The sequence below is a fragment of the Streptomyces sp. NPDC055099 genome (assembly GCF_053607685.1).
In genome coordinates, this window is sequence record NZ_JBSGUA010000033.1 from 1 (window position 1) to 20,050 (window position 20,050).

Here is a 20,050-nt window from a genome sequence, read left to right on the forward strand (position 1 = left end):
CGGTCGTGCATGAGATCGAATCGCTGCGGCGCGTTGACCGTCGAGGGCGCGCGGTGCCGGTAGATCATCGGAATGTACGGCGCATGCTCGAGCCCCCTGGTCGCCTGGGAGGCGCTGCTGGAAGAGCGCCACGAGAGGGAACAGGAAGAGAGCTGCGAGCGCGCCGAGCGCGACCGTCGCCGCGCGGAGGAAAGAGACTGCAATGACCGACGCCATCGTCCTGCTCGGAGTGGTCATCGGATTGTCTGTGCAGATCCAAGCGGTGTGGGACCTGAGCCGTGCCCCTCGCGAGGGGGAGGACGCCGATGCCGTGCAGGCTCAGGCGATCCTGCTGGCCATGGCGGGAGCGCTGTGCGCTGTCGTGGCGCTGGGCGTGGCGCTTTTCGTCCCGGCTTACTGAGCGCCCTCGATGGCCCTCGATCGACTTCCTGCCGGCGTGCTGGGGCCGGCTCGGGGCAGGGGGACAGGACGTACCCCACTGTTACCCATGGGTAACTTGACGTAGGGTGCTGCGGGCGCGGGCAGCAGGCCCGTCGGCTGCGCAGAAGGCAGCCACCGCACGGCATACGGGCTGCCGCACCACGCAGCCCGGGGAACAGAAAGGACCCGTCCTCATTACCGCATCACGTCGGCTTCGCGCCGCAGTGCTCCCGCTGGCCCTGGTCGTCTCCGCAGCCGCCTTGGGCACCGGAGCCGCCATGGCCGCACCCAAGGACGAGACCTCCAAGCCCGCACCGAAGGCGGCCGAGCAGCGCCCCACCTGGGCCATCGCCCACCGGGTGCTGACCACGGGCGGGGTGACCACGGCCCTGTCCAACGGGGCCAACGCACTGGAGATCGACGCCACGGCCTGGCGCAAGGGCTGGTGGGCTGACCACGACGGCACCCTCACCAGTGCCGGCGACACCATGTCGGACATGTTCGACCAAGTGGCGAAGGAGCACGAGGGCGGGCGTCGCGTCTCCTTCGTCTGGCTCGACATGAAGAACCCCGACTGGTGCGACAGCGGTGACCCCGAGTGGCGCCACTGCTCCGTGGCCGCGCTGCGGGACATGGCGCGCGAGAAGCTGGAGAGCAAGGGAATCCGGGTCCTCTACGGCTTCTACGGCACGGAGGGCGGCAGCGGTTGGAAGAGCCTCCTCGGCGACCTCAAGCCCATGGAAGCGGTCAGCTACAGCGGCGACTACGCGAAGGTCCGTGACGGCTTCGCCGAGCACGGGCCCGAAGTCCCCGGCAAGCAGCGCGTGATGGACAACGGTCTGTTCAACATGGCTCTGAAGTTCGGCGCCATCCGCAAGGAACTCGAGGCCGGCAGGCAGGCCAGGGATGCCGGAGACCTCGCGCAGACCGTGGGCTGGACGGTGGGCAAGGGCGACGGGGAGCGCGCCGCCACGCTGCTGGACTCCGCCGACGGCGGTGCCACAGTGGACAGCCTGATCTACGGCAACCGGATGTCGTGCTACCCCGACGGCGTCAACGGCCCGAAGGGCTGCGGCACCGACGACAGCGCGGTGCGGGAGTCACTCTCGTACATCACGGACTACGTCAAGGCGCACCCGGACACCCGCCGTATGGCCACCCCGAAGGACATCCCCTTCGGGAGCTGACGGCGACGGGCCAAGGGGTTGCCCGGCCACTGGGCAACCCTTTGGACGGTCTTCGGCCCTTGGAGGGTCTTCGGGGCAGAGATCATCATGTGGGGATGTCTGAGAACAACGAATCCTCCATGGCGCTGACCACGGTGCGTCTCGCGCGCTACACGAAGACGGAGCAGAGTCAGATCCTCGGCGACGGGGTCGATCCCTTCGGCGTTGCCGGGACCGGGCTGAGCTGGCTGCCCAAGGAAGAACACTTCGGAGTCAGGCTCGGCGAACGGCTGGTGGCACACGCGGGCCTGCTGCGACTGCCGGTCGCGCTCGGCGAGGACCGCACGGACGTGGTGGGTGTCGGGGGCGTCGCCGTCGCGCCGGACATGCGGGGCCAGGGGCTGGCCCGGCTCGTCGTCGACGCGGCGCTCGACCACGCGCGCACCATGGGGCCGCAGCACGCGCTCCTCTTCTGCCGGCCTCCCCTCGTACCGCTGTACCAGCGCCTGGGGTGGCACCCGGTCGACAAGGACGTCCTCGTCGAACAGCCCGAAGGCCGCCTGGTGACCATGCCGTTGCGGACCATGGTGACGCCCCTGCACGAGGACGCGTACTGGCCTGCGGAGCCGGTGCGGCTGTTTTCGCTGCCCATGTGACGGTGCTTGCCCGCACCTTAAAGGCACCCCTAAATTTAGAGACCTCTCTAAGTTCGAGCGGTGGCGAGTGAAGGGGGCGGGCGGCATGGAGCCGGGGAACGATCGGGGACTGCGGGAGCGACACAAGGCACGGCGGCGCACACGGATCGTGCAGGCCGTGCGGGAACTCCTGCGTGAGGGACCGGAGTCGGGGATCGGCGTCGAGCGGATCGCCGAGCGCGCGGAGGTGGCTCCGGCGACCGTCTACAACCTGATCGGGCCGCGCGAGAGGATCTGGGAGGCGCTCGCGGCCGGGTATATGGAGGAGTTGGAGCACCGCCTGGCGGGGCAGGGGACCGGTGACCCGCACGCGGTCGTCCGTACGACGGTGCAGCTCTTCGTGGCCGATCCGGTGGTCTCGCGTCGCATGGTGCGCGCGTGGGAGGCGAGCGGTCTGGTGCTCGACCACAGTCCGCTCACCCGGCTCCGTGAAGCGATGGAGGAAGCGCGGGCGCAGGGCCTGTTGCGCGCGGACGTCGACATCGACGCGCTGGCCGCGGTGGTCGCCGCCGCGTGCGTGGGCGCGCTGCATCAGTGGGTGGCCGCCCTCATCGATGACGACCGGTTCCTTTCGCGTGCACTGTTCGCACTGGACGTCGCACTCGCAGCGGCCGCCGCGGACCCCAGCCGCGAGGAACTGCTGAAGCCACTGCGACGCCGGAGCACGGGGTGACGGCCGACGCGCGGCCGGAGCCACGCACCTTCACGGGCAGCGGCGGACTCATGCTGACGGCGGATGTGTGGGGCGAGGAGTCCCGGCCGCCTCTGCTCCTGCTGCACGGTGGTGGCCAGACGCGGCACGCCTGGAGCCGGACCGGCGCTCGGCTGGCCGCGCTGGGTTGGCGGGCCATCGCCCCGGATCTGCGTGGGCATGGGGACAGCGGCTGGTCGGCCGACGGCGACTACGACCTGGGCCTGTTCGCGCGGGATGTACGGGCGCTGGTCGCCGCGATCGGCGGCCGACCAGTGCTCGTCGGCGCCTCGTTGGGCGGCCTGAGCGCGCTGCTCGCCGCCGGGGAAGCACCCAGGGCGGCGGTGCGGGCTCTGGTGCTCGTCGATGTCGCCCACCGCCCCGATCCGCGCGGATTCCACCGGATCGTCGAGTTCATGCGCGGCGCCCCGGAGGGTTTTTCCAGCCTGGAGGAGGCCGCCGCGGCGGTCGGCGCCCATCTGCCGCAGCGCCCGCGTTCGGTGGCCCGCCCCGGGCTGGAGAACAACTTGCGGCGACACGGCGACCGGTGGATCTGGCACTGGGACCCGAGGATGCTGGACAGCTTCGAGGGCCGGATGGACCCGCCGGGCATGGCGGAGCGTCTGCTGTCGGCCGGCCGCAACGCCGGTGTGCCGCTCCTGCTCGTCCGGGGCCAGGTCAGCGATGTCGTACGCGAGGACATCGCCGAGCAGTTCTGCGACCAGGTCCCCGGCGCGCGGCGCGTGGAGGTGGCAGGCGCGGGACACATGGTGGCCGGCGACCGGAACGAGCACTTCCTCGACGCGATCATCCCGTTCCTGGAGGGGATCTGCTAAGCGTGCACCCGGGGGACGGCTCAGGTGACGCCCCGCGGAGGCACCGGAGGCGTCGCCGTTGCGGCAGGGCTTGGCTGTGGCACGGTGCCGGGATGTTCTGTCGGTGCCGCTCCTGGCTGTGGTGGGATGCACGCCCGGGGCGCGACCTCGTGGCTCAGTCCGTCGCACGGACCGTGGTCGGGCGGCTCGCTCGGCTCGAAGAGATCACGGATGGCGGTCAGTTCGAACATCCGGTCCACCGCGAGACTGCTGGAGAGCACCGTCACGGTCTTGCCCTGTCGCAGCGCCAGGCGGTGCAGGTCAAGCATGAGGTTGGTCCCCGAGCAGTCGCAGAACGTCACCTCTTTCAACTGCAGGTCGATGCCCTGGGCCGAGCCGCCCAGGGCTCGGAGCAGGTCGGGCCTGAGCTGCTGGCAGGTGTCGAGGTCGAGTTCTCCGCGCATGATCACGGTCACCCGGGCGCCGTCCCGCACGGTGTCGACCGTGGTCGGCGGCTGAAGTCGGGGCAGCGACGGATGGGTGTCCCATGCGTGCTCACCAGCCTCCCCGCCGGGGGGCTGCTCTGAGGGTGCAGGCTCCGGCATGGCTTCTTCCTCTCGTCTTGCCCAGCGCCGCTCCTAGGCTGCCTTCTGCTGCCCAAGTACGTCAACTAATACCTGAAAAGGAGTACGTGTTTTTGAAAACGTGTACGCACGGTCGCTAGAGTTGGCACATGGATGAAGTGCCCGAGCCACACACCGGATGGACGTTTCTCACCAACCACGCGCGGGTTCTGGCGGCCATCGCCGACAACCGCAACGCCCGCATCCGCGACATCGCCGCGCGCTGCCGACTCACCGAACGCGCTGTCCAGAAGATCATTTCCGACCTCGAGCAGGACGGATACCTCTCGCACGTCCGGCAGGGACGCGGCAACACCTACCGGATCGCGCCCAGCGAAGCACTGCGCCACCCGGCCGAGTCCGGACTGCCCGTGGCCTCGCTCCTGTCCCTGCTGCTGAGGGACGAAGCCGGCCGCGCCGTGTCATCGGATGCCGAGTCGCGACACGAGAGCCGGAGCGAGAGCCGAGACGAGAGCCAGAGCGAGGGTCGACACGAGGGCCGCCGTCGCGTCAGCGCGTGACGCAGGCGACGGGGTGCGCAGGCGACGAGTGGCGAGCGACGAGGGACCAGGCATCACGGGTTCCGCTTATCCGGTCCTGAGGCAGCGATCAACGCAACCTTAAGGATCACTGTCCGGGGCCGTCAGCGAGGGATCGGCGGCGCGCTGACGTCTACGTTCGGTCGTGTGAGTTCCGAAGCAACCGTCCCAGACCCGTCCATGTACCCGGCGCTTTCCGCCTACCTGACGCGGACGACAGACCGCCGTCCGCGTACGAGGTTCGGGGTTCCGCGTCCAGTGGGCGAGCCGACGCACATGACACCCTCAAGCGCGTCGGCCGCGCCCGGCAAGGAGAGGAAAGGGCGCCATCGTGCGGCCGCCGCCACGCGTCGACATTCGCGCCCGCACCCCTCCCGCCATGGTGCGCCCAGAACCCGACGGAGCATCCCCCCGCTCTCGTACGGCTACGCGTCCGCGGCCCTCCTGACCCTCACCGCCGCGCTCCTGGCCCAGCCCCACGGCCCCGCCCCGGTCAGGCCGCACGCCGCGCCTCCTGCGGAGCAGCCCGAGGCTCCCCGCCGCCAGTCCCCACCCGCGCCCGACAAAGCACCCGCCACACCCAACCCGCCCGGCGAACCCACCCCACACCGGAGATCCCCGGCGAAGACCGACGGCGCGCCAGACCACTCAAGGGTGTCCGTCAGCAACGCGTCGAGCGTGCTGCGCGTGGGCAACACGGGCGGCTCCGTGCGGCAGTTGCAGGAGCAGTTGCGACAACTCCGGCTCTACACGGGCCCCGTGGACGGCTACTACAGCCGCGACGTCGCAGCCGCGGTCGCGCGCATGCAACAGGCACAAGCCATCCCCGAACCACTCGGCGTCTACGGCCCCGGCACCCGCACCGCCATCAGGACCGCGGCCATGTGAGGCTTGTGCGAGGGCTGCTGAACAGGGGGGATCGGCCATGAGCATGTACTTCGATGTCGGTGACGAGACACTGTGGAACCCGTCGAACGGCGCGGGGCTCCTCTTCCTGCGGCAAGTCGAGGTCTTCGAGGCGGAGCTCGGGCTGCCCTCTGGCATCGGCCAAGGCAAGCACTGGGGCGATCCGGACACGCTTGAGGTCGATGTGGTCGTGTACGAGGAGTTCATGCGCGGCCTGGTCGACCGGCATTGCCGGACCTGCCATCCCGTGATCCGTACTCTCTCCGAAGGGTTCGTGGCGACGGCGCTGGCGCTGGCGCGGCGCGCGGGCATCGAGGTCGAGATGCCCGGACCCGGAGCCGACTGCTCGGCCGTGGCCGACGCGCTGGATGCGCGGGCAGTGCAGGTGGACCGCTCGATGGCCCGCTGAGGGCGCCGGTGGGTCCCGATGGGAGCCGGAGGGCGGCGGGGCCGGGATCCGGTGTCGTGGTGTGGGCGAATGACGCATCATGGGCCCCAGGGGGACGACATCGCCTGGCGGGAGTGCCGGGGACGGCGCGGTGGGGAGGAGGAACGGTGGACGTATATCGGTGGGAGGCGGCGGCCGCGGAGGTGCGGGAAGCCGTCCATGAGCTGCTGCGCGTGCTGCAACCGGAGCAGGTGCGTGTGCTGCGCGCCGCGCCTTCCCGTCTGGACGCGCCCGAGCTGCGGGAGTGGACGTACCTGCCGGGCTCGCGCCCCGGGTTGTCCACCGAGAACCTGGACAGCCACCAGCGCGCTGCCGTCGACGCCGTGCTGACCGCTGCGCACAGCGCCGCCGGGGCGGAGTTGGCGCGCGGGGCGATCGAAGTGGAGCGGTATCGCCGCGCGTCGGTCGGCGGCACCGGGGGCGACCGGTACTGGGTGCGCCTGTTGGGCGACCCGGACGACGGCGGTCCCTGGGGCTGGCGGATGAACGGCCACCATCTCGCCGTACACGTACTGATCACGGCGACCGGGATGCGGGTGACACCGCACTTCATCGGTTCGGAACCGGCACGCGTCCCGGACGGCCCGCAGGCGGGCCGCCGTCTGCTGGGGCCGGAGGAGGACCTGGCCCGACAACTGGTCACGGACCTGGACGACGGACGCCGGGGCAAAGCCGTCTTCGCCGCCGCGCCGCCGGACGACATCTTGACCCGCGATGATCCGTTCGCCGATCCGGACCGGCTGCCGACCGGCCTGACGTACGGCGACATGACCACCGGGCAGCAGGACATGCTCGAGCGCCTGGTGCGCCGCTACCTGGACCGCGCGCCCGCCGCGTATGCGCGGGAGTGCTGGTCCGAGACCGTGGCCCAGGGACTGGACGGCCTGTCGTTCGCCTGGGCCGGTGGCCGCGAGCCCGGAGAGCAGCACTACTACTGCGTGCGGGCCCCGGACTTCCTCATCGAGTACGACAACACCCAGGACGACGGCAACCACGCCCACTCGGTCTGGCGGCACATCCGTCACGACTGGGGCGCCGACCTGCTCCGCGCGCACTACACGGAGCAGCACGGGGCCTGACCGGAGCGGCCGTTCTGTCTACTGCAGGGAGCGTAGAAAGATCCACCGAATGCGTGGGGTGTCATGCATGGGGCACCTGAGCGCAGACCTGACACAGGCTCAGTATCTGTATCGAGGGGTGGATTCGATGATCAACGCTACGTCCCGCGCTTCCCGTCTGGCACTCCTTGGCTTGGCCGGTCTGCTGGGGGCCGGCGCCCTGACGGGCTGCGGCTCCGGAGACGACGGTGACCAAGGCTCGCGGTCGGCGGGTGAAGAGCGGGCGAAGTCCCCGGCGCAGGTGGTGCAGGTCACCAACGACAAGACGTCGAAGGCGGGTTCGGCCCAGGTGAAGGTGGTGGCGACGGCCAGTTCGGGCGGCCGCAGCGAAACCGTCCAGGGGTCCGGGGTGATGGACTTCGGCGACGGGAAGAGCCATATCGAACTGGGGCAGGAAGGCCAGCGGATCGAGCAGCGGATCGTGGACAAAGTCCTGTACCAGAAGCCCCCCAAGGGCAGTGGCGGGCTGCCCGGAGGCAAGGCATGGATGAAGATCGACCTCAAGCGACTGCAGGCCGCGGGTGGGTCGGGCGGGGCGGGCGGAGCCAAGATCAACGACCCCGCCGACTCCTTCGCCTACACCAAGTCGCTGTCCGAGAAGGACGTGAAGAAGGTCGGCCAAGCGCAGGTCGGCGGCGTGAAGACCACGCACTATCGGGTCGCGGTCGATGTGGAGAAGCTGGCCAAGGGCAGCCCCGAGCAGCAGAAGATGCTCCGGCAGCAGCTCGGCGACACTCTTCCGATGGACCTGTGGATCGACGGCAAGGGCCTGACCAGGCGCCAGCAGATGGAGTTCTCGATGACGGGTGAGGGCGGAGGCGGCACATCCAAGGCGTCCTCCGGCGAGAAGGCCTCCGGCGACAAGGTCAAGGCGAAGATAGTCATGGACTTCAGTGACTTCGGCACCGACGTCACCGTCAAGGCCCCCGAGGCCGCCGACACGGTGGACATGACCAACAAGGTCATCAAGCAGGGGAAGCAGAAGGCCTGACCATCCCTGACCATCCAAGGGGGCGGCGGCACCGATGGGTGCGACCTGGCGAGGCCGAGCGTCAGTTCTGGTTCACCGGCCAGACCGCGGCCGGGTCGCAGTGGGCCGGGCATGCGAGCAGGTAGATCTCGTTGCCCAGGAACAGGGCATCCGTGTCGCCGCCGAACTCCATGCCCTCGGGCACCTGGCAGACGTACACCAGCTCGGCCCCGCATGCACACGTGTAGTGCTCAGGTTCCTGCGCCCAGGACGGCGTACCGCCGACCTTGAACGTCTGGGATCCGAGCCCCCGCGCGTCAGGGGTGTCCGCGAAGGCCTTGAGTGTCAGGGGCAGGGCACTCAGCGACGGTTCCGCCTCGGACGCCGGCTCGGCGGCACGCTGGAGCAGTACGCGCCAGAACGGGCTGGGGTGCGGCGGCTGCGGGGCTTCCCAGTAGCGGGGCACGAGGCGACCGGCGGACAGCTGGGGGTCGGACGCGTCGTTGTGCGTACGGCAGTGGAAGACCAGCAGGTGGTCTCCGCCGAAGTACTCCACATCCAGGGGTATGTCGAGTTGGAAGAACAGGGCCATCCGGTCGCCGCAAAAGCACTCGGGCCAGGGCTGAGTCTCATCGAGGAACGGCCAACCGCCCACCGAGTTCCGTGCCGGCCGGTCCAGCGGCTCGACACCGACCTCGATCGCGTGGGCGGGCAGCACTGTCGGCAATGTCTTCGCGTCACTTTCGGCCATGGGGACACCCTAGAGCGCGGTGAGTGTCGTGTTCCGGGCGGCCGATGGCCTCAAGGGGATCGTGTCAGGATGCTCCGTATGTCGGATCGCGCACTGAGCTTCGGATCGATCGCGGAAGCGTACGAGCGGTTTCGGCCGGGGTATCCCGTGGAGCTGGTCGACAGGGTGATGGCGTACGCGGGCCGGCCGGTGCGGACCGCCCTTGAGATCGGCGCCGGGACGGGCAAGGCGACCCGGCTGTTCGCCCGACAAGGTGTCGCGGTCACCGCGACCGACCCCGATGGGGAGATGCTCGCCGAACTGCGCAAGCACGTCCCGGCAGGTGTCCGGACAGAGCGGGCCGCGTTCGAGGACTTGCGACCCGGCGACAGGTACGGGCTGGTGTACGCGGCGGCGGCCCTGCACTGGACGAAGCCGGAAGGTCGCTGGTCACGGGTGGCCGCGTTCCTGGAGCCGGGGGGCGTGTTCGCCTCGTTCGGCGGGCCGCTCCGGCCGGCGGACCCAGCGGTGAGGGAAGCCGTCCGGGTGGCGCGAGCGCCGTTCCTGGAGAGTGACGACATTCCGTCGCCGGACGGGACGCCTCCGGAGCAGGACATGCAGTGGCCGGGTACGGAGCTCCAGCACAGCGAGGTGTTCACGGACGTCCAGCAGTCCACGATCCGCAGGCGCCTGACGATGAGCGCGCGCGACTACGTCGGCCAACTCGCCACCATCTCGGCCTATTTGATGCTGCCGCCCTCGGAGCGCGGGCAGGTGCTGCGGCACATCGCACGGGTCCTGCCGGAGAGGGTCGAGGTCGCCGCCGACCTCACTGTTCATCTCGCCCGTCGGCGCCCCGGGCAGTAGCGGCTTTCAGCGCTTTTCAGCAGCCGTCAGTGGTCGTCAGCGGTTCGAAGACGAGGAAGAAGAACCGTGCTCCGGGCGAGGCGTCGGGCTGAGCCATGCACAACGTCACGTTGCCCAGCTGTGAGGGAGCGTGCCGGTCGCAGCAGTGGTCCCGCAGGCCGGGGGAGCCCTCCGGGACGGCGAAGCCCGCGTGCCGCATGGGCCGTTGGGCCCCGTCGTGCTGAACGTAGGCGATGTTGTGGTCGTGGTAGATCGGGCCCGCGACCGGGTCGTCGCTGACCTCCTGGGCAAGGCGCCGGAGGTTTTCGTTCCCGGGGTGTGCGGCCACCGTCGTCCGCAGCTTCGCGGCCACCGGTCTGGCCCACCGCTTCTCCCAGTCCACCAAGTGGTGCTCGCGTGCTTCCTCGCGCAGCAGCATCCACCGCATGAGGTTGTGTTCCGGCAGGCGGGGAGGCTTGCCCGGTTCCTGTGGGAACATGCGGATGAAATCGTCGTTGGCCGCCAGAATGTTCCACGCGACGTCATTGATGTAGCAGGGCTGCCCGGTCACCTTGCGCACGGCCTTCTGCCAGGCGCTCGGCACGTTCGTGCCCGCCGCGGGATCCATGGAGGACGGCGGCTCGTGCCCCAGGGCATAGACGTAGAGAGCCGACCGCTCGCGGTCCTCCATGCGCAACAAGCGCGCCACGGAGTCAAGCAGCTCCGGAGCGGGGGAGGCGATGGTGCCGCGCTCGAGAGCCGCGTACGTACGCTCCGACACATGCAGGGCCCGCGCGACCTGGACCTGCGAGAGGCCTTTGGCGCGGCGCCCACGCCCGGAACGCTGGGGCCAGCCGAGCTCGACCGGGTCTATCGCTTCGCGTTTGCGGCGCAGCAGGTGCTGCTGGGCCTCCCTGTTGTTCACTGCGAACCCTTCCCCCTTGGCGGCTGTGCGGCAAGTGACCCACCTCGCGACGCCGACAGACCACCCTCGGGCACGCCCGCGAAGTGCCCGGGGCGTCGAAAGGTCCAGAGAGCGTATAGCCGCGGTCACCCGATTTCCTAGATCTTTTGTGATCCGGGGTGGTCGGCGGCACGACGAGGAAGAGCGTTCCCAGAGGCGGGATCACCGCTACCATCAGGCGATATGCCCCGGGCGCGGTGGATACGGCGAAGGTGCGGACGCCATGGTCGGCGTCGCCGCGCCCCGCACATCTATGGCCGTATTACTGACGGGTCAGTACGGTGCTGACCAACCCCCCTTGCCCACAGGAGAGTTGGGAGAGCTGCATGATGTCAGCGCTACGCAGACGACCGGTGGCCGCGAGTGCCGTCCTCGCGGTGGCGGTGCTCGGGCTTCCCGGGTCCGCCGCCGCGGAGAGTGCGCACGCGCCGGCCGGTGCCCCGGACGCCGCCCCCGCGGCCGACGCGGCGGCGCAGGCCGCCGGGAAGGCCCCTGCCGCCCACCACGGCAAGGGCAAGCACCACGGCCACGGCCACGGCCACGGCCAGGCCGGGAAGCACGCCGGCAAGAAGAAGACCCCCGGCAAGATTCTCAGCTCGAAGCCGTCCTCGTTCCAGTACACCCCGGGCGTTCCGACCCCCACCAAGGCCTGGAAGATCACCTACAGGTCGACCACCGCCGAGGGGCGGCCCAACAAGGTCTCCGGCACCGTGATCGTCCCCGACGACGGCAAAGCCACCCCACGCCCGCTGATCACTTACGCCGTCGGCACGGTCGGTCTCGGCGACAAGTGTGCGCCCTCCGCCGGCTTCCCGGGCGGTACGACGGCCGAGGCGCCGCTCGTCAATGCCGCGCTGGTCAGGGGCTACGCCGTCGTCGTCACCGACTATGAAGGCCTCGGCACCCCCGGTGACCACACCTACATGGTCGCCAAGGCGCAGGGCAGCGCCGTCCTCGACGCGGCGCGCGCGGCGCAGCGGCACCCGGAGGCGAAGAAGTACGGGGTCTCCAAGGGCGCGCCCGTCGGCATCATGGGCTACTCCCAGGGCGGCGGCGCCAGCGCGAAGGCCGCCGAGATGGCCGCGACGTATGCTCCCGAGCTGAAGGTCAAGGGAACCGCGAGCGGCGGAGTCCCCGCCGACCTCGCCAAGGTCGCCGAATCGCTCGAAGGCGGGGACAGCGCCGGCTATCTGCTGATGTCCGCAGTCGGCCAGAACGCCGCCGACCCGTCCCTGGCCCTCAACAAGTACCTCACCAAGGAGGGCCGCAGGCTCGCCGAGGTGGTGCGCAACGAGTGTGTCGGCACGGTCCTGGAGGCAGGGCGCGGCAAGACCATCGAGGATGTCACCACCTCCAACCCGCTGGACCAGCCCAAGTGGAAGAAGGCCATCGCCAAGCAACTGATCGGCACCAAGCGCCCGTCGGCGCCGACCTTCGTCTACCACGGCGACGCGGACGAGACGATCCCCTACGCGGTCGGGCAGAAGCTGCGGGCCGACTGGTGCGCGAAGGGCAATGCCGTGGAGTGGAGGTCCTTCGCAGGACAGTCCCACGTGGGAACGGCAATCCAGGGCAACGGCCCGGCACTTGAATGGCTGGGCCGACGCTTCGCCGGCGAGCCGGCTTCGGGCAACTGCGGGGCCTGAGTCGGCAGGCAGCCCCCTCCCGCAGACCAGCCACCGCCACCCCAGGACGGCGGTGGCTAGTCTGCGGCCCATGGACATAGTGATCCCGCTCTTCGACAACTTCGAGCCGCTCGACGCGATCGGCCCGTACGAGATCCTCGGATACGTCCCCGACGCCACCGTACGGTTCGTCACGGCTGAACCGGGCCTGGTGCAGGACGTGTTGGGCTCCCTGCCGGTTCACGTCCCGACGGGATACGCCGAGGTGGAAGCCTGTGACGTCCTGCTGATCCCGGGCGGGGGCAGCTTCCTGACCATGGTGGCCGATGCCGCCTTCCTGGACTGGGTGCGCCGGATCCACGCCGGCGCCCGCTTCACCACCTCGGTCTGCACCGGCTCCCTCGTGCTGGGAGCGGCCGGCCTGCTGGACGGCCTGACCGCCACCACGCACTGGGACGCGGCCACCCAACTGGAGTCGTACGGCGCCCGCTACACCTCCGAGCGGGTGGTCCGGCAGGGCAGGGTGATCACCTCGGCCGGGGTCTCCTCCGGCATCGACATGGCCGTGCAACTGGCCGCCCTGCTCAGTGACGAGGTGACCGCCCAGGCGATCCAGCTCTACACCGAGTACGATCCGCAGCCCCCCTTCGACACCGGATCGGTGGCGAAAGCGCCCCCCGAGGTGCTCGAACGGGCTCGCACTCTGGGCTGACCGGACCACCAGGCCCATCGCGGCAGTCCGCCCAAATTCGGCAATAGGCCAGCGCCCGGCGGGAGTTGAGCCGTTTCCTACGCAACATCGCTTCGTTGGCCAAGCTGTCCCGGCACGAGACGCGCCCCCGCCTCAGATTCAGAGATCCCCATGGTGAATTCCTGGACCACGCCCGACCGTCCCGGCGAACCGCTCGGCGAAAGGCTCGCCGACCGCTACGCCCGCCGCAGCACGACGCTCCGCGGCGCTGTCCGCCACCAGCTCGTCGACCGCGCCTTGGCCGAGCACCTGCCGGACGCGCGGCCGCAGCAGGTGCTCGATGTCGGAGGCGGCACCGGCGTCCAGGCCCGGATGCTGGCCGGGCGCGGTCACCACGTCACCGTGCTCGACCCCGACGACGCCATGCTGGCCAGGGCTCGCTCCTCCTGGCTGCCGCACGCCCACAAGGCACCGGGCAGCATCACCTTCCGTCGCGGCTTCGGCGAACACGCCCCGCGGCTGGTCGGCACCGGGTGGGACGCGGTGCTGTGCCACGGCGTCCTGATGTACCTCGAAGACCCGGCCCCGCTGCTGCGCGTACTGGCCCAGTGCCTGCGGCCCGGCGGCATCATCTCCGTCCTCGCCTATCAGGCCGACGCCCTGGCCATACGACGAGGCCTGGCCCGTGACTGGAGCGGCGCGCTGAAGGCGCTGCACAGCCCGGTCGAGGACAACAGCATCGGCACGGTCAGCCGCGGCGTGGACCGCGCGATGGTCCTGCGGATCTTCGCCGAACACGATCTGGAGCTTGTGCGGTGGTACGGGGTGCGGGTGTTCACCGACCACCTCGAGGACGAGCACTCCGGAGATGACTTCGACCAGGTGGTGCAGGCGGAGTGGGAGGCCGGCCGGATCGACCCCTACCGGCAGATCGCCCGCCACTTCCATCTCATCTCCCGGGCCGGGCAGATCCAGACGGCGAGGTGATCGGCGCAGCCGAGCCTGGAGGGCCCGCTCGCCACGAACGTATCCCCTTGCCGTCACCCTCTCCGCTACCCGCTACCTGGGCGGGACGTGGGTGAAGTGCTGCCGGATGCCGTCCCTGGCGTCATTGTCGAGGAGGAGGCGCCACTCCAGGCGTCCGCAGTTCGCGCAGACCAGCGCCGACGTCGGCACGGTCTCTCCACGGAGCGCCCCGAACTTCAGCCGCACCTTCGGCAGGGCCTGTCCGTAGTAGGCCTGCCCTTCGTACACCTCGTTGCCCCCGCAGCCGGTGCATACCCCGTGCGTCGTTCCCGTCCCCTGATCACTCATGGCCCCACCCTAAGCCCGCAGTTGAAAACGACTTGCGGAGCCGTCCGGACGCCCGATATCCAGCATCGTGATGACAAGGAGCACAGGATGACGCCCCCTCTGGGTTCAGTGAACGAGTTCTGCTGGATGGACCTCAAGACCCGCGACCCGGCCGCCACCGCCACCTTCTTCTCCGCGACGCTGGGCTGGCGCTTCGCGGTCGACGAGGAGGACTGGCGCAAGGCCACCAAGGCAGACGTCGACGGGCACCTGATCGGCGGCGTGAGTGACCTGGCGAACCCTGTCTATCCGCCCGGAACTCCCGCCCACATCGCGTACTACCTGGCGGTCGAGGACGTCGACCGCCGTGCCGCAGCAGCGACGGCGCACGGTGCTCGCCTTGTCGTACCTCCCTTCGACGCGGGCGACCAGGGCCGCCTGGCGACACTCATCGATCCCTTCGGCGCCGCCTTCTCGCTCTGGCAGCCGCACCGTTTCACCGGGTGGACGTTCCCGTCCCGGTTGTCGGGCGCTCCGCACCGAATGATCTTGGCATGCGACCAGCCGGACGATGCTCGGCGCTTCTACGAGGAGACGACAGGAACGCTCCTGAGCTGCGCCGACTTCCTTGCCGCCGACGGCCAGGGTGCATCCGCCCCGCAGTGGGAGCTTGTGGTGGAGGTCGATGATCTGGACGGCGTGATCGCGCGCGCACGCGACCTCGGCCAGGACCCGTACCCCTCCATCTGGTCCGGGAAGTCAGGACGTCGCCGCGCCCGGTTGAGCAGCCCGGAAGGACTGACGTTCCAGGTCTGGCAGCGGGAGGAGTGAGTCTGTCTTCGCGTGCCGTGCGGGTCCAGACGTTCAGATCTTCAGATCTGCGGGGCCCAGGTGTCCGGTGACGGGCTGTCGGCCGCTGACTGGGGGACCTTCGCGCACTGGGTGTAGCCCGACAGGAAGAGGGAGGTCGTCGAGTCGTTCCAGTCCAGGTCGAACGTATCGCCCGTCTTCGGGTCCTGGACGCGGAAACCGAACTCGACAAAGGTCTTGCCCTGGCGGTTGTTGTCGTGGGTCACGGTCCAGCCCGCCGAGACGAACTGCTTGCGCAGGCGGGTCTCCGCGGCACGTGCGGTGTCGGCCGAGACATCCTTGACCGTCCAGCTGAGGTCGAAGGTGACGACGTCCGGCAGCGTCTTCTCGATGCTGAAGCCTCCCGCATAGCAGCTGTGACCGGGAATCACCCGGACCGGCGCCACGGCCTCGTGGCGCGGCAGTGCCATGCCCTCGTACGCCCACTGCGCGCGGTCCGTCAGACGCTGCGCGAGCGCCGTCGGCTCGGCGGTAGGGTACTCCCGCTCCAACGCGGAGCACCCCGCGGTGGTCGACAGGGCGGCAAGCAGCAGAGTCAGGGAGATGACGGCGTTCCTCATGAGACGACAGTACGAATGAGCCGTCATCGACCACATGAGTAGCGGTACTCAGTGCCGTCCCGGGGCAGGGATGTGGTGCACGGTCGTCGCCACCCCTAGGACGGGAGCCCTGCTGTGAGTGCGTTCGTGTTGATCCACGGTGCCGGTGATGTCGGCTGGTCCTGGCATCTGGTCGAGGCGGAGCTGCGGGCGCGCGGGCACGACGTGGTGGCGCCGGATCTTCCGGGCGACGACGACTCGCTGACGCTCGACGACTACGCGGACGCCGTGGTCGAGGCAGTCGGCGACCGTCGTGATCTCGTGGTCGTGGGCCATTCGTACGGTGCGTTCACCGCGCCCCTGATCGCCGCCCGCCGTCAGGTCGACGCGCTGATCCTGGTTGCCGGGATGGTCCCCGAGCCCGGTGAGACACCGGACGAGTGGTGGAGCAACACCGGCTACGCCGAGGCCGCGCGGCGCCAGGCCGACCGGGACGGCGGCCTCACCGGCAACGATGATCCGTACGTCTCCTTCTACCACGATGTCCCGCACGCGCTCGCCGAGGAAACGCTGAGCAAGGAACGGGCACACCCGTCCTCGGCCGCGTCAGCCCAACCGTGGCCGCTCGATGCCTGGCCGACGGTGCCGACCCGGTTCGTGGTGTGCGCCGAGGACCGTTTCCTTCCGCCGGAGTTCCAGCGCCGGCTCGCGTGGGAACGCCTCGGCGTGGCCCCCGACGAGATCGCGGCGAGCCATTGCGTCGCGCTCAGCCGCCCCAGGGAACTGGCGGACGTTCTGACTGCGGCGGCCAAGAGCTGACGTGTCTTCTGTTGTGCGGCCGGGCGGGAAATGGGTTGGTCGGTCGACCGGTCAGGCGCCCCGCGCCAGCCCCTCCCCGACTCGCGCCGCGGTGGAGCGCAGCCACATGTGGGCGGCGTCGCGTGTGTGTACGGGGTGCCACCACAGGGCTTCCCGCAGCGGCACCGCGTCGTAGGGCGGCCGCATGATGCGTACGGGCGCGATGCCGGCGAAGAGGCGGGCCAGGCGTTCCTGCATGAGCGCGATCCGGTGGGTGCCCGCGACCAGGAGGGGGAGCGACTGGAAGGTGTCGACCGACACCTGCACCCGCGGCTCGACCCCCAGCATCGCCAACTGGCGTACGGCCGGGGCGTCGTAGGTCCGCTGGTAGGTCACCCACGGCAGCCGGGCCAGGTCCTGCTGCGTCAGCTGCTCGCCTACCTCGTCGTTGTCGTCGGCGACGATGAAGACCCAACTGTCCTCGTAGAGATCGGTGTACGGCAGGTCGCTGACGACGCCGTGCGGCATCAGCAGCCCGTCGTGCGCGCTCAGCAGCGTTCCCGTCTCGTCGATCACGGTGGGCGGCGTTCGCGTGAACCTGAGCCGGATGCCGGGTGCCTCGCGGTGGACGACCCGCGCGAGCGCGGACCCGAAGACGGCCACCGCGTAGTCGGACGCCAGCAGGGTGAACTCCCGTTCCTCCTCGGCCGGTTCGAAGACGGCCTGACTGCTGAACAGGCGCTCCAGCAGGTCATAGGCCGTGCCCGTACGGTCGAGGAGTACCTGCCCCAAGGCCGTGAGCTCGTACTGGCCGCCCGTGCGGACCAGCAGCTCGTCGCCGAAGTGTTTGCGCAGCCTGGAGAGCGCGGCGCTCATCGCGGGCTGGCTGAGGCCCACGCGCTGCCCGGCGTGGGTGACGTTGCGTTCCTCCAGGAGGGCGTGCAGGGCCACGACGAGGTTGAGGTCGAGGCGGGCAAGGTTCACCGGTTCGTTCTCCCTGCGATGTGGGCGGGTCGTGGCTCTGACCACCGACTATAAACACGGCGGATGATCAGTATCCACAGAATCGATTTCCATGATCGTGGGGGGCGGCGTCAGATTGGTCGCATCGCCGTCAGGAGGACACATCCGTGAAACCCGCACCCGCGCCCACATCTGCTCCCACGCCCACATCTGCTCCCACGCCCACATCTGCTCCCACGCCCGCACCTGCTCCCACGCCCGCACCTGCTCCCACGCCCGCACCTGCTCACGCCCCCGCATCCACTCCCGCACCTGAATCCGCTCCCGCCTTCGCCCCCTTCGCCGGGCCCTTCGCCCTGGCCACGCTCTCCGGCTCCGACGAGGTCGCCTTTCCCGCCCTCGTCACGCCCGATCAGCAGGTGCTCGACCTCAGGGCGGCACTGGGCGACCCGACGCAGACGATCCGCACCGTGCTGGATCGGTGGCCCGAACTGCTGCCCCTCCTGCACCAGTTGGCCACCGTCACGGATGCCGACACCGCCACCGTCACTGACGCGGCGGCAGAGGCCGTACGCCGGCCGCTGGCGGACTTCCACGTGCACGCCCCGGTCGAGCCGCGTCAGGTGTTCCAGTCCGGGGCCAACTACCGGCAGCACGTGATCGATCTGCACGTAGCCCACCGCGACCCGTCCGACGGACGCTCCGTGGAGGAGGCCCGCGCCGAGGCCGCGGAGATCATGGACCGGCGGGCGGTCGAGGACCTGCCGTATGTGTTCATCGGCCTGCCGAGCGCCATCACCGGCCCGTACGACGATGTGGAGCTGCCCCTCTGGGCCGAAAAGCCCGACTGGGAGCTGGAGTTGGCGGCAGTCATCGGCCGCCCCGCCCACCGGCTGACCGTGGGGGAGGCGCTGGAGCACGTCGCCGGATACACCATCGCCAACGACCTCACCGACCGCGCGACCGTCTTCCGCCGGGACATGCCGCAGATCGGCACCGACTGGCTGCGCAGCAAGAACGCGCCCGGATTCACCCCGCTCGGCCCGTGGATCGTGCCCGCCGACTCGATCGCGAACCCCGACGACCTGCGGCTGACGCTGAAGCTGAACGACCGGACGATGCAGGACGAGTCCACCAAGGACATGATCTTCAACGTCGCCCGCATGGTGTCGTACGCCTCCCACACCGCCCGGCTCCTGCCCGGTGACCTGGTGCTGACGGGATCTCCCGCCGGCAACGGCATGCACTGGGGACGCCTGCTGCGTGACGGCGACGTCATGGACGGCTCGATCACCGGGCTCGGCGCGCAGCGCACCCGATGTGTGGCGGAGGGCGCTTCGTGAGCCTGGATCGCACCGACCCTGAGCGCGAGATAGCCGAGGCCGCCAAGTCGTTCTCGAATTGGGGGCGTTGGGGCGCGGATGACGTACTGGGCACGCTGAACTTCCTCGACGAGGCCAAGCGGCGCGAAGGCGCCGCGCTCGCCCGCCGGGGTGCCAGCTTCTCCCTGTCGCAACGGTTCGGCATGGATGGTCCGCAGAAGGGCTGGCGCCGCCGTACGAACCCGGTGCACACCATGCTGGACACCGGGACCGACGCGGCCCTCGGCAACCAGGGCTTCCCGCACGGTCTCGGCGGCGCCGACGACGTGATCGCCATGCCGTTGCAGTGCTCCACCCAGTGGGACGGCCTCGGCCACATCTTCGACCACGGCAAGGCGTGGAACGGCCGCCCGGCCGAGGAAGTGGTGACCTCCGAGGGTGATTTGGTCACCGGCATCGAGCACATGGCCGCGCACGTCGCCGGGCGCGGTGTCCTCCTCGACGTGGGCCATGTGGTCGGTGACGACGGCGAGTTGTCCAACGGCTTCGCCATCACCGAGGAGCACCTGAGCGCGACCGCCGAGGCCCACGGTGTGCGGGTGGGTCGAGGCGACATCGTCGTGGTGCGTACCGGACGGCTCACCCGGGCGCGGCGCGAGGGGTGGGGTGATTACGCGGGGGGTGACGCGCCCGGTCTGTCCTTCACGACCGCTGGCTGGCTGCACCGCACCGAGATCGCCGCCATCGCCACGGACACCTGGGGCTTCGAGGTCCGGCCGAACGAGTTCGAGCACGCCTTCCAGCCCCTGCATCAGGTCGCCATCCCCAACATGGGCCTGCTCATCGGCGAGATGTGGGACCTGGACGCGCTGGCCGAGGACTGCGCCGCCGACGGCGTGTACGAGTTCTGGCTCACCGCCGCGCCGCTGCCCGTCACCGGCGCCGTCGGCTCCCCGGTGAACCCGATCGCCGTCAAGTAGCCCGGGGAGTCAAGTAGACCGTGAAACAGAGGAGTTCC

The 20,050-nt window shown here is 69.8% G+C and carries 24 protein-coding genes; 18 read left to right on the plus strand and 6 right to left on the minus strand.

From position 1 onward, the window contains the following. Positions 1 to 202 precede the first annotated feature (202 nt). From ACWFRU_RS39945 to ACWFRU_RS39965, 5 genes are all read left to right on the plus strand, one after another. Positions 203 to 400: a hypothetical protein gene (locus ACWFRU_RS39945; RefSeq protein ID WP_363212987.1), complete on the plus strand. Its 198-nt coding sequence runs from the start codon at positions 203 to 205 to the stop codon at positions 398 to 400. 298 nt (positions 401 to 698) lie between these two features. Then, entirely contained in the window at positions 699 to 1,607 is a 909-nt protein-coding gene (locus ACWFRU_RS39950; protein ID WP_453693382.1) for a phospholipase, read from the plus strand. 95 nt (positions 1,608 to 1,702) lie between these two features. Continuing rightward, positions 1,703 to 2,242, plus strand: coding sequence for a GNAT family N-acetyltransferase (locus ACWFRU_RS39955; protein WP_453693384.1), 540 nt, complete (start codon positions 1,703 to 1,705; stop codon positions 2,240 to 2,242). Between the two features lie 85 nt (positions 2,243 to 2,327). Continuing rightward, positions 2,328 to 2,954 (plus strand): TetR/AcrR family transcriptional regulator, encoded by a 627-nt coding sequence (locus ACWFRU_RS39960; RefSeq protein WP_453693386.1) that lies wholly within the window; start codon positions 2,328 to 2,330, stop codon positions 2,952 to 2,954. Continuing rightward, the gene (locus ACWFRU_RS39965; protein WP_453693388.1) at positions 2,951 to 3,808 is read left to right on the plus strand and encodes an alpha/beta fold hydrolase; all 858 of its coding nucleotides are present in this window, start codon (positions 2,951 to 2,953) and stop codon (positions 3,806 to 3,808) included. The genes ACWFRU_RS39960 and ACWFRU_RS39965 overlap by 4 nt, the downstream gene beginning before the upstream one ends. A gap of 20 nt (positions 3,809 to 3,828) precedes the next feature. Here ACWFRU_RS39965 and ACWFRU_RS39970 read toward each other — a convergent pair whose 3' ends face one another. Continuing rightward, positions 3,829 to 4,392 carry an STAS domain-containing protein gene (locus ACWFRU_RS39970; RefSeq protein WP_453693390.1) on the minus strand — a complete coding sequence of 188 codons (564 nt, stop codon included), beginning with the start codon at positions 4,390 to 4,392 and terminating at the stop codon, positions 3,829 to 3,831. A gap of 128 nt (positions 4,393 to 4,520) precedes the next feature. Here ACWFRU_RS39970 and ACWFRU_RS39975 point away from each other — a divergent pair, with 128 nt between their 5' ends. From ACWFRU_RS39975 to ACWFRU_RS39995, 5 genes are all read left to right on the plus strand, one after another. Continuing rightward, positions 4,521 to 4,931, plus strand: coding sequence for a helix-turn-helix transcriptional regulator (locus ACWFRU_RS39975; RefSeq protein WP_453693392.1), 411 nt, complete (start codon positions 4,521 to 4,523; stop codon positions 4,929 to 4,931). 672 nt (positions 4,932 to 5,603) lie between these two features. Beyond that, positions 5,604 to 5,837, plus strand: a complete 234-nt coding sequence (locus ACWFRU_RS39980; RefSeq protein ID WP_453693394.1) for a peptidoglycan-binding domain-containing protein — start codon at positions 5,604 to 5,606, stop codon at positions 5,835 to 5,837. Between the two features lie 37 nt (positions 5,838 to 5,874). After that, positions 5,875 to 6,264 carry a DUF6086 family protein gene (locus tag ACWFRU_RS39985; RefSeq protein WP_453693396.1) on the plus strand — a complete coding sequence of 130 codons (390 nt, stop codon included), beginning with the start codon at positions 5,875 to 5,877 and terminating at the stop codon, positions 6,262 to 6,264. Positions 6,265 to 6,410: 146 nt separating this feature from the next. Then, the gene (locus ACWFRU_RS39990; protein ID WP_453693398.1) at positions 6,411 to 7,382 is read left to right on the plus strand and encodes a DUF3500 domain-containing protein; all 972 of its coding nucleotides are present in this window, start codon (positions 6,411 to 6,413) and stop codon (positions 7,380 to 7,382) included. A gap of 127 nt (positions 7,383 to 7,509) precedes the next feature. Continuing rightward, positions 7,510 to 8,412 carry a hypothetical protein gene (locus ACWFRU_RS39995; RefSeq protein ID WP_453693400.1) on the plus strand — a complete coding sequence of 301 codons (903 nt, stop codon included), beginning with the start codon at positions 7,510 to 7,512 and terminating at the stop codon, positions 8,410 to 8,412. A gap of 61 nt (positions 8,413 to 8,473) precedes the next feature. Here ACWFRU_RS39995 and ACWFRU_RS40000 read toward each other — a convergent pair whose 3' ends face one another. After that, positions 8,474 to 9,142, minus strand: coding sequence for a hypothetical protein (locus ACWFRU_RS40000; protein WP_453693402.1), 669 nt, complete (start codon positions 9,140 to 9,142; stop codon positions 8,474 to 8,476). Between the two features lie 78 nt (positions 9,143 to 9,220). Here ACWFRU_RS40000 and ACWFRU_RS40005 point away from each other — a divergent pair, with 78 nt between their 5' ends. Further along, positions 9,221 to 9,988: a class I SAM-dependent methyltransferase gene (locus tag ACWFRU_RS40005; protein ID WP_453693404.1), complete on the plus strand. Its 768-nt coding sequence runs from the start codon at positions 9,221 to 9,223 to the stop codon at positions 9,986 to 9,988. 16 nt (positions 9,989 to 10,004) lie between these two features. Here ACWFRU_RS40005 and ACWFRU_RS40010 read toward each other — a convergent pair whose 3' ends face one another. After that, complete coding sequence (locus tag ACWFRU_RS40010) at positions 10,005 to 10,892, minus strand: MmyB family transcriptional regulator (RefSeq protein ID WP_453693406.1); 888 nt, start codon at positions 10,890 to 10,892, stop codon at positions 10,005 to 10,007. Positions 10,893 to 11,257: 365 nt separating this feature from the next. On the opposite strand from ACWFRU_RS40010, the gene ACWFRU_RS40015 reads away from it, so the two are divergent. From ACWFRU_RS40015 to ACWFRU_RS40025, 3 genes are all read left to right on the plus strand, one after another. Then, complete coding sequence (locus ACWFRU_RS40015) at positions 11,258 to 12,577, plus strand: lipase family protein (protein WP_453693408.1); 1,320 nt, start codon at positions 11,258 to 11,260, stop codon at positions 12,575 to 12,577. A gap of 70 nt (positions 12,578 to 12,647) precedes the next feature. Then, positions 12,648 to 13,268, plus strand: coding sequence for a DJ-1/PfpI family protein (locus ACWFRU_RS40020; RefSeq protein ID WP_453693410.1), 621 nt, complete (start codon positions 12,648 to 12,650; stop codon positions 13,266 to 13,268). 150 nt (positions 13,269 to 13,418) lie between these two features. Next, positions 13,419 to 14,234, plus strand: a complete 816-nt coding sequence (locus ACWFRU_RS40025; protein WP_453693412.1) for a methyltransferase domain-containing protein — start codon at positions 13,419 to 13,421, stop codon at positions 14,232 to 14,234. Positions 14,235 to 14,306: 72 nt separating this feature from the next. Here the strand turns inward: ACWFRU_RS40025 and ACWFRU_RS40030 are convergent, their stop codons facing one another. Beyond that, complete coding sequence (locus ACWFRU_RS40030; protein ID WP_453693414.1) at positions 14,307 to 14,561, minus strand: hypothetical protein; 255 nt, start codon at positions 14,559 to 14,561, stop codon at positions 14,307 to 14,309. An 87-nt stretch (positions 14,562 to 14,648) separates the two neighbouring features. Here ACWFRU_RS40030 and ACWFRU_RS40035 point away from each other — a divergent pair, with 87 nt between their 5' ends. Further along, positions 14,649 to 15,371, plus strand: coding sequence for a VOC family protein (locus ACWFRU_RS40035; protein WP_453693416.1), 723 nt, complete (start codon positions 14,649 to 14,651; stop codon positions 15,369 to 15,371). A 41-nt stretch (positions 15,372 to 15,412) separates the two neighbouring features. Here ACWFRU_RS40035 and ACWFRU_RS40040 read toward each other — a convergent pair whose 3' ends face one another. Beyond that, positions 15,413 to 15,970, minus strand: a complete 558-nt coding sequence (locus ACWFRU_RS40040) for a hypothetical protein (protein WP_453693418.1) — start codon at positions 15,968 to 15,970, stop codon at positions 15,413 to 15,415. Positions 15,971 to 16,084: 114 nt separating this feature from the next. Between ACWFRU_RS40040 and ACWFRU_RS40045 the strand changes: the two genes are divergently transcribed. Further along, positions 16,085 to 16,768 (plus strand): alpha/beta fold hydrolase, encoded by a 684-nt coding sequence (locus ACWFRU_RS40045; RefSeq protein WP_453693420.1) that lies wholly within the window; start codon positions 16,085 to 16,087, stop codon positions 16,766 to 16,768. Positions 16,769 to 16,819: 51 nt separating this feature from the next. Here the strand turns inward: ACWFRU_RS40045 and ACWFRU_RS40050 are convergent, their stop codons facing one another. Continuing rightward, entirely contained in the window at positions 16,820 to 17,731 is a 912-nt protein-coding gene (locus ACWFRU_RS40050) for a LysR family transcriptional regulator (protein WP_453693422.1), read from the minus strand. Between the two features lie 335 nt (positions 17,732 to 18,066). Here ACWFRU_RS40050 and ACWFRU_RS40055 point away from each other — a divergent pair, with 335 nt between their 5' ends. Both ACWFRU_RS40055 and ACWFRU_RS40060 read left to right on the plus strand, forming a co-directional pair. Then, positions 18,067 to 19,053 (plus strand): fumarylacetoacetate hydrolase family protein, encoded by a 987-nt coding sequence (locus ACWFRU_RS40055; RefSeq protein ID WP_453693449.1) that lies wholly within the window; start codon positions 18,067 to 18,069, stop codon positions 19,051 to 19,053. Next, positions 19,050 to 20,012 carry a cyclase family protein gene (locus ACWFRU_RS40060; protein ID WP_453693424.1) on the plus strand — a complete coding sequence of 321 codons (963 nt, stop codon included), beginning with the start codon at positions 19,050 to 19,052 and terminating at the stop codon, positions 20,010 to 20,012. Before ACWFRU_RS40055 ends, ACWFRU_RS40060 begins: the two co-directional genes overlap by 4 nt. The last annotated feature ends 38 nt before the right edge of the window (positions 20,013 to 20,050 follow it).

Bases quoted from the DNA above. Each gene is read 5' to 3' on its own strand.
- ACWFRU_RS39985 (WP_453693396.1), top strand. From the start codon at position 5,875: ATGAGCATGTACTTCGATGTCGGTGACGAGACACTGTGGAACCCGTCG.
- ACWFRU_RS39960 (WP_453693386.1), top strand. From the start codon at position 2,328: ATGGAGCCGGGGAACGATCGGGGACTGCGGGAGCGACACAAGGCACGG.
- ACWFRU_RS39955 (WP_453693384.1), top strand. From the start codon at position 1,703: ATGTCTGAGAACAACGAATCCTCCATGGCGCTGACCACGGTGCGTCTC.
- ACWFRU_RS40040 (WP_453693418.1), bottom strand. From the start codon at position 15,970: ATGAGGAACGCCGTCATCTCCCTGACTCTGCTGCTTGCCGCCCTGTCG.
- ACWFRU_RS40000 (WP_453693402.1), bottom strand. From the start codon at position 9,142: ATGGCCGAAAGTGACGCGAAGACATTGCCGACAGTGCTGCCCGCCCAC.
- ACWFRU_RS39945 (WP_363212987.1), top strand. From the start codon at position 203: ATGACCGACGCCATCGTCCTGCTCGGAGTGGTCATCGGATTGTCTGTG.
- ACWFRU_RS40020 (WP_453693410.1), top strand. From the start codon at position 12,648: ATGGACATAGTGATCCCGCTCTTCGACAACTTCGAGCCGCTCGACGCG.
- ACWFRU_RS39970 (WP_453693390.1), bottom strand. From the start codon at position 4,392: ATGCCGGAGCCTGCACCCTCAGAGCAGCCCCCCGGCGGGGAGGCTGGT.
- ACWFRU_RS40025 (WP_453693412.1), top strand. From the start codon at position 13,419: ATGGTGAATTCCTGGACCACGCCCGACCGTCCCGGCGAACCGCTCGGC.
- ACWFRU_RS39950 (WP_453693382.1), top strand. From the start codon at position 699: ATGGCCGCACCCAAGGACGAGACCTCCAAGCCCGCACCGAAGGCGGCC.
- ACWFRU_RS40030 (WP_453693414.1), bottom strand. From the start codon at position 14,561: ATGAGTGATCAGGGGACGGGAACGACGCACGGGGTATGCACCGGCTGC.
- ACWFRU_RS40035 (WP_453693416.1), top strand. From the start codon at position 14,649: ATGACGCCCCCTCTGGGTTCAGTGAACGAGTTCTGCTGGATGGACCTC.
- ACWFRU_RS40005 (WP_453693404.1), top strand. From the start codon at position 9,221: ATGTCGGATCGCGCACTGAGCTTCGGATCGATCGCGGAAGCGTACGAG.
- ACWFRU_RS39995 (WP_453693400.1), top strand. From the start codon at position 7,510: ATGATCAACGCTACGTCCCGCGCTTCCCGTCTGGCACTCCTTGGCTTG.
- ACWFRU_RS39975 (WP_453693392.1), top strand. From the start codon at position 4,521: ATGGATGAAGTGCCCGAGCCACACACCGGATGGACGTTTCTCACCAAC.
- ACWFRU_RS40015 (WP_453693408.1), top strand. From the start codon at position 11,258: ATGATGTCAGCGCTACGCAGACGACCGGTGGCCGCGAGTGCCGTCCTC.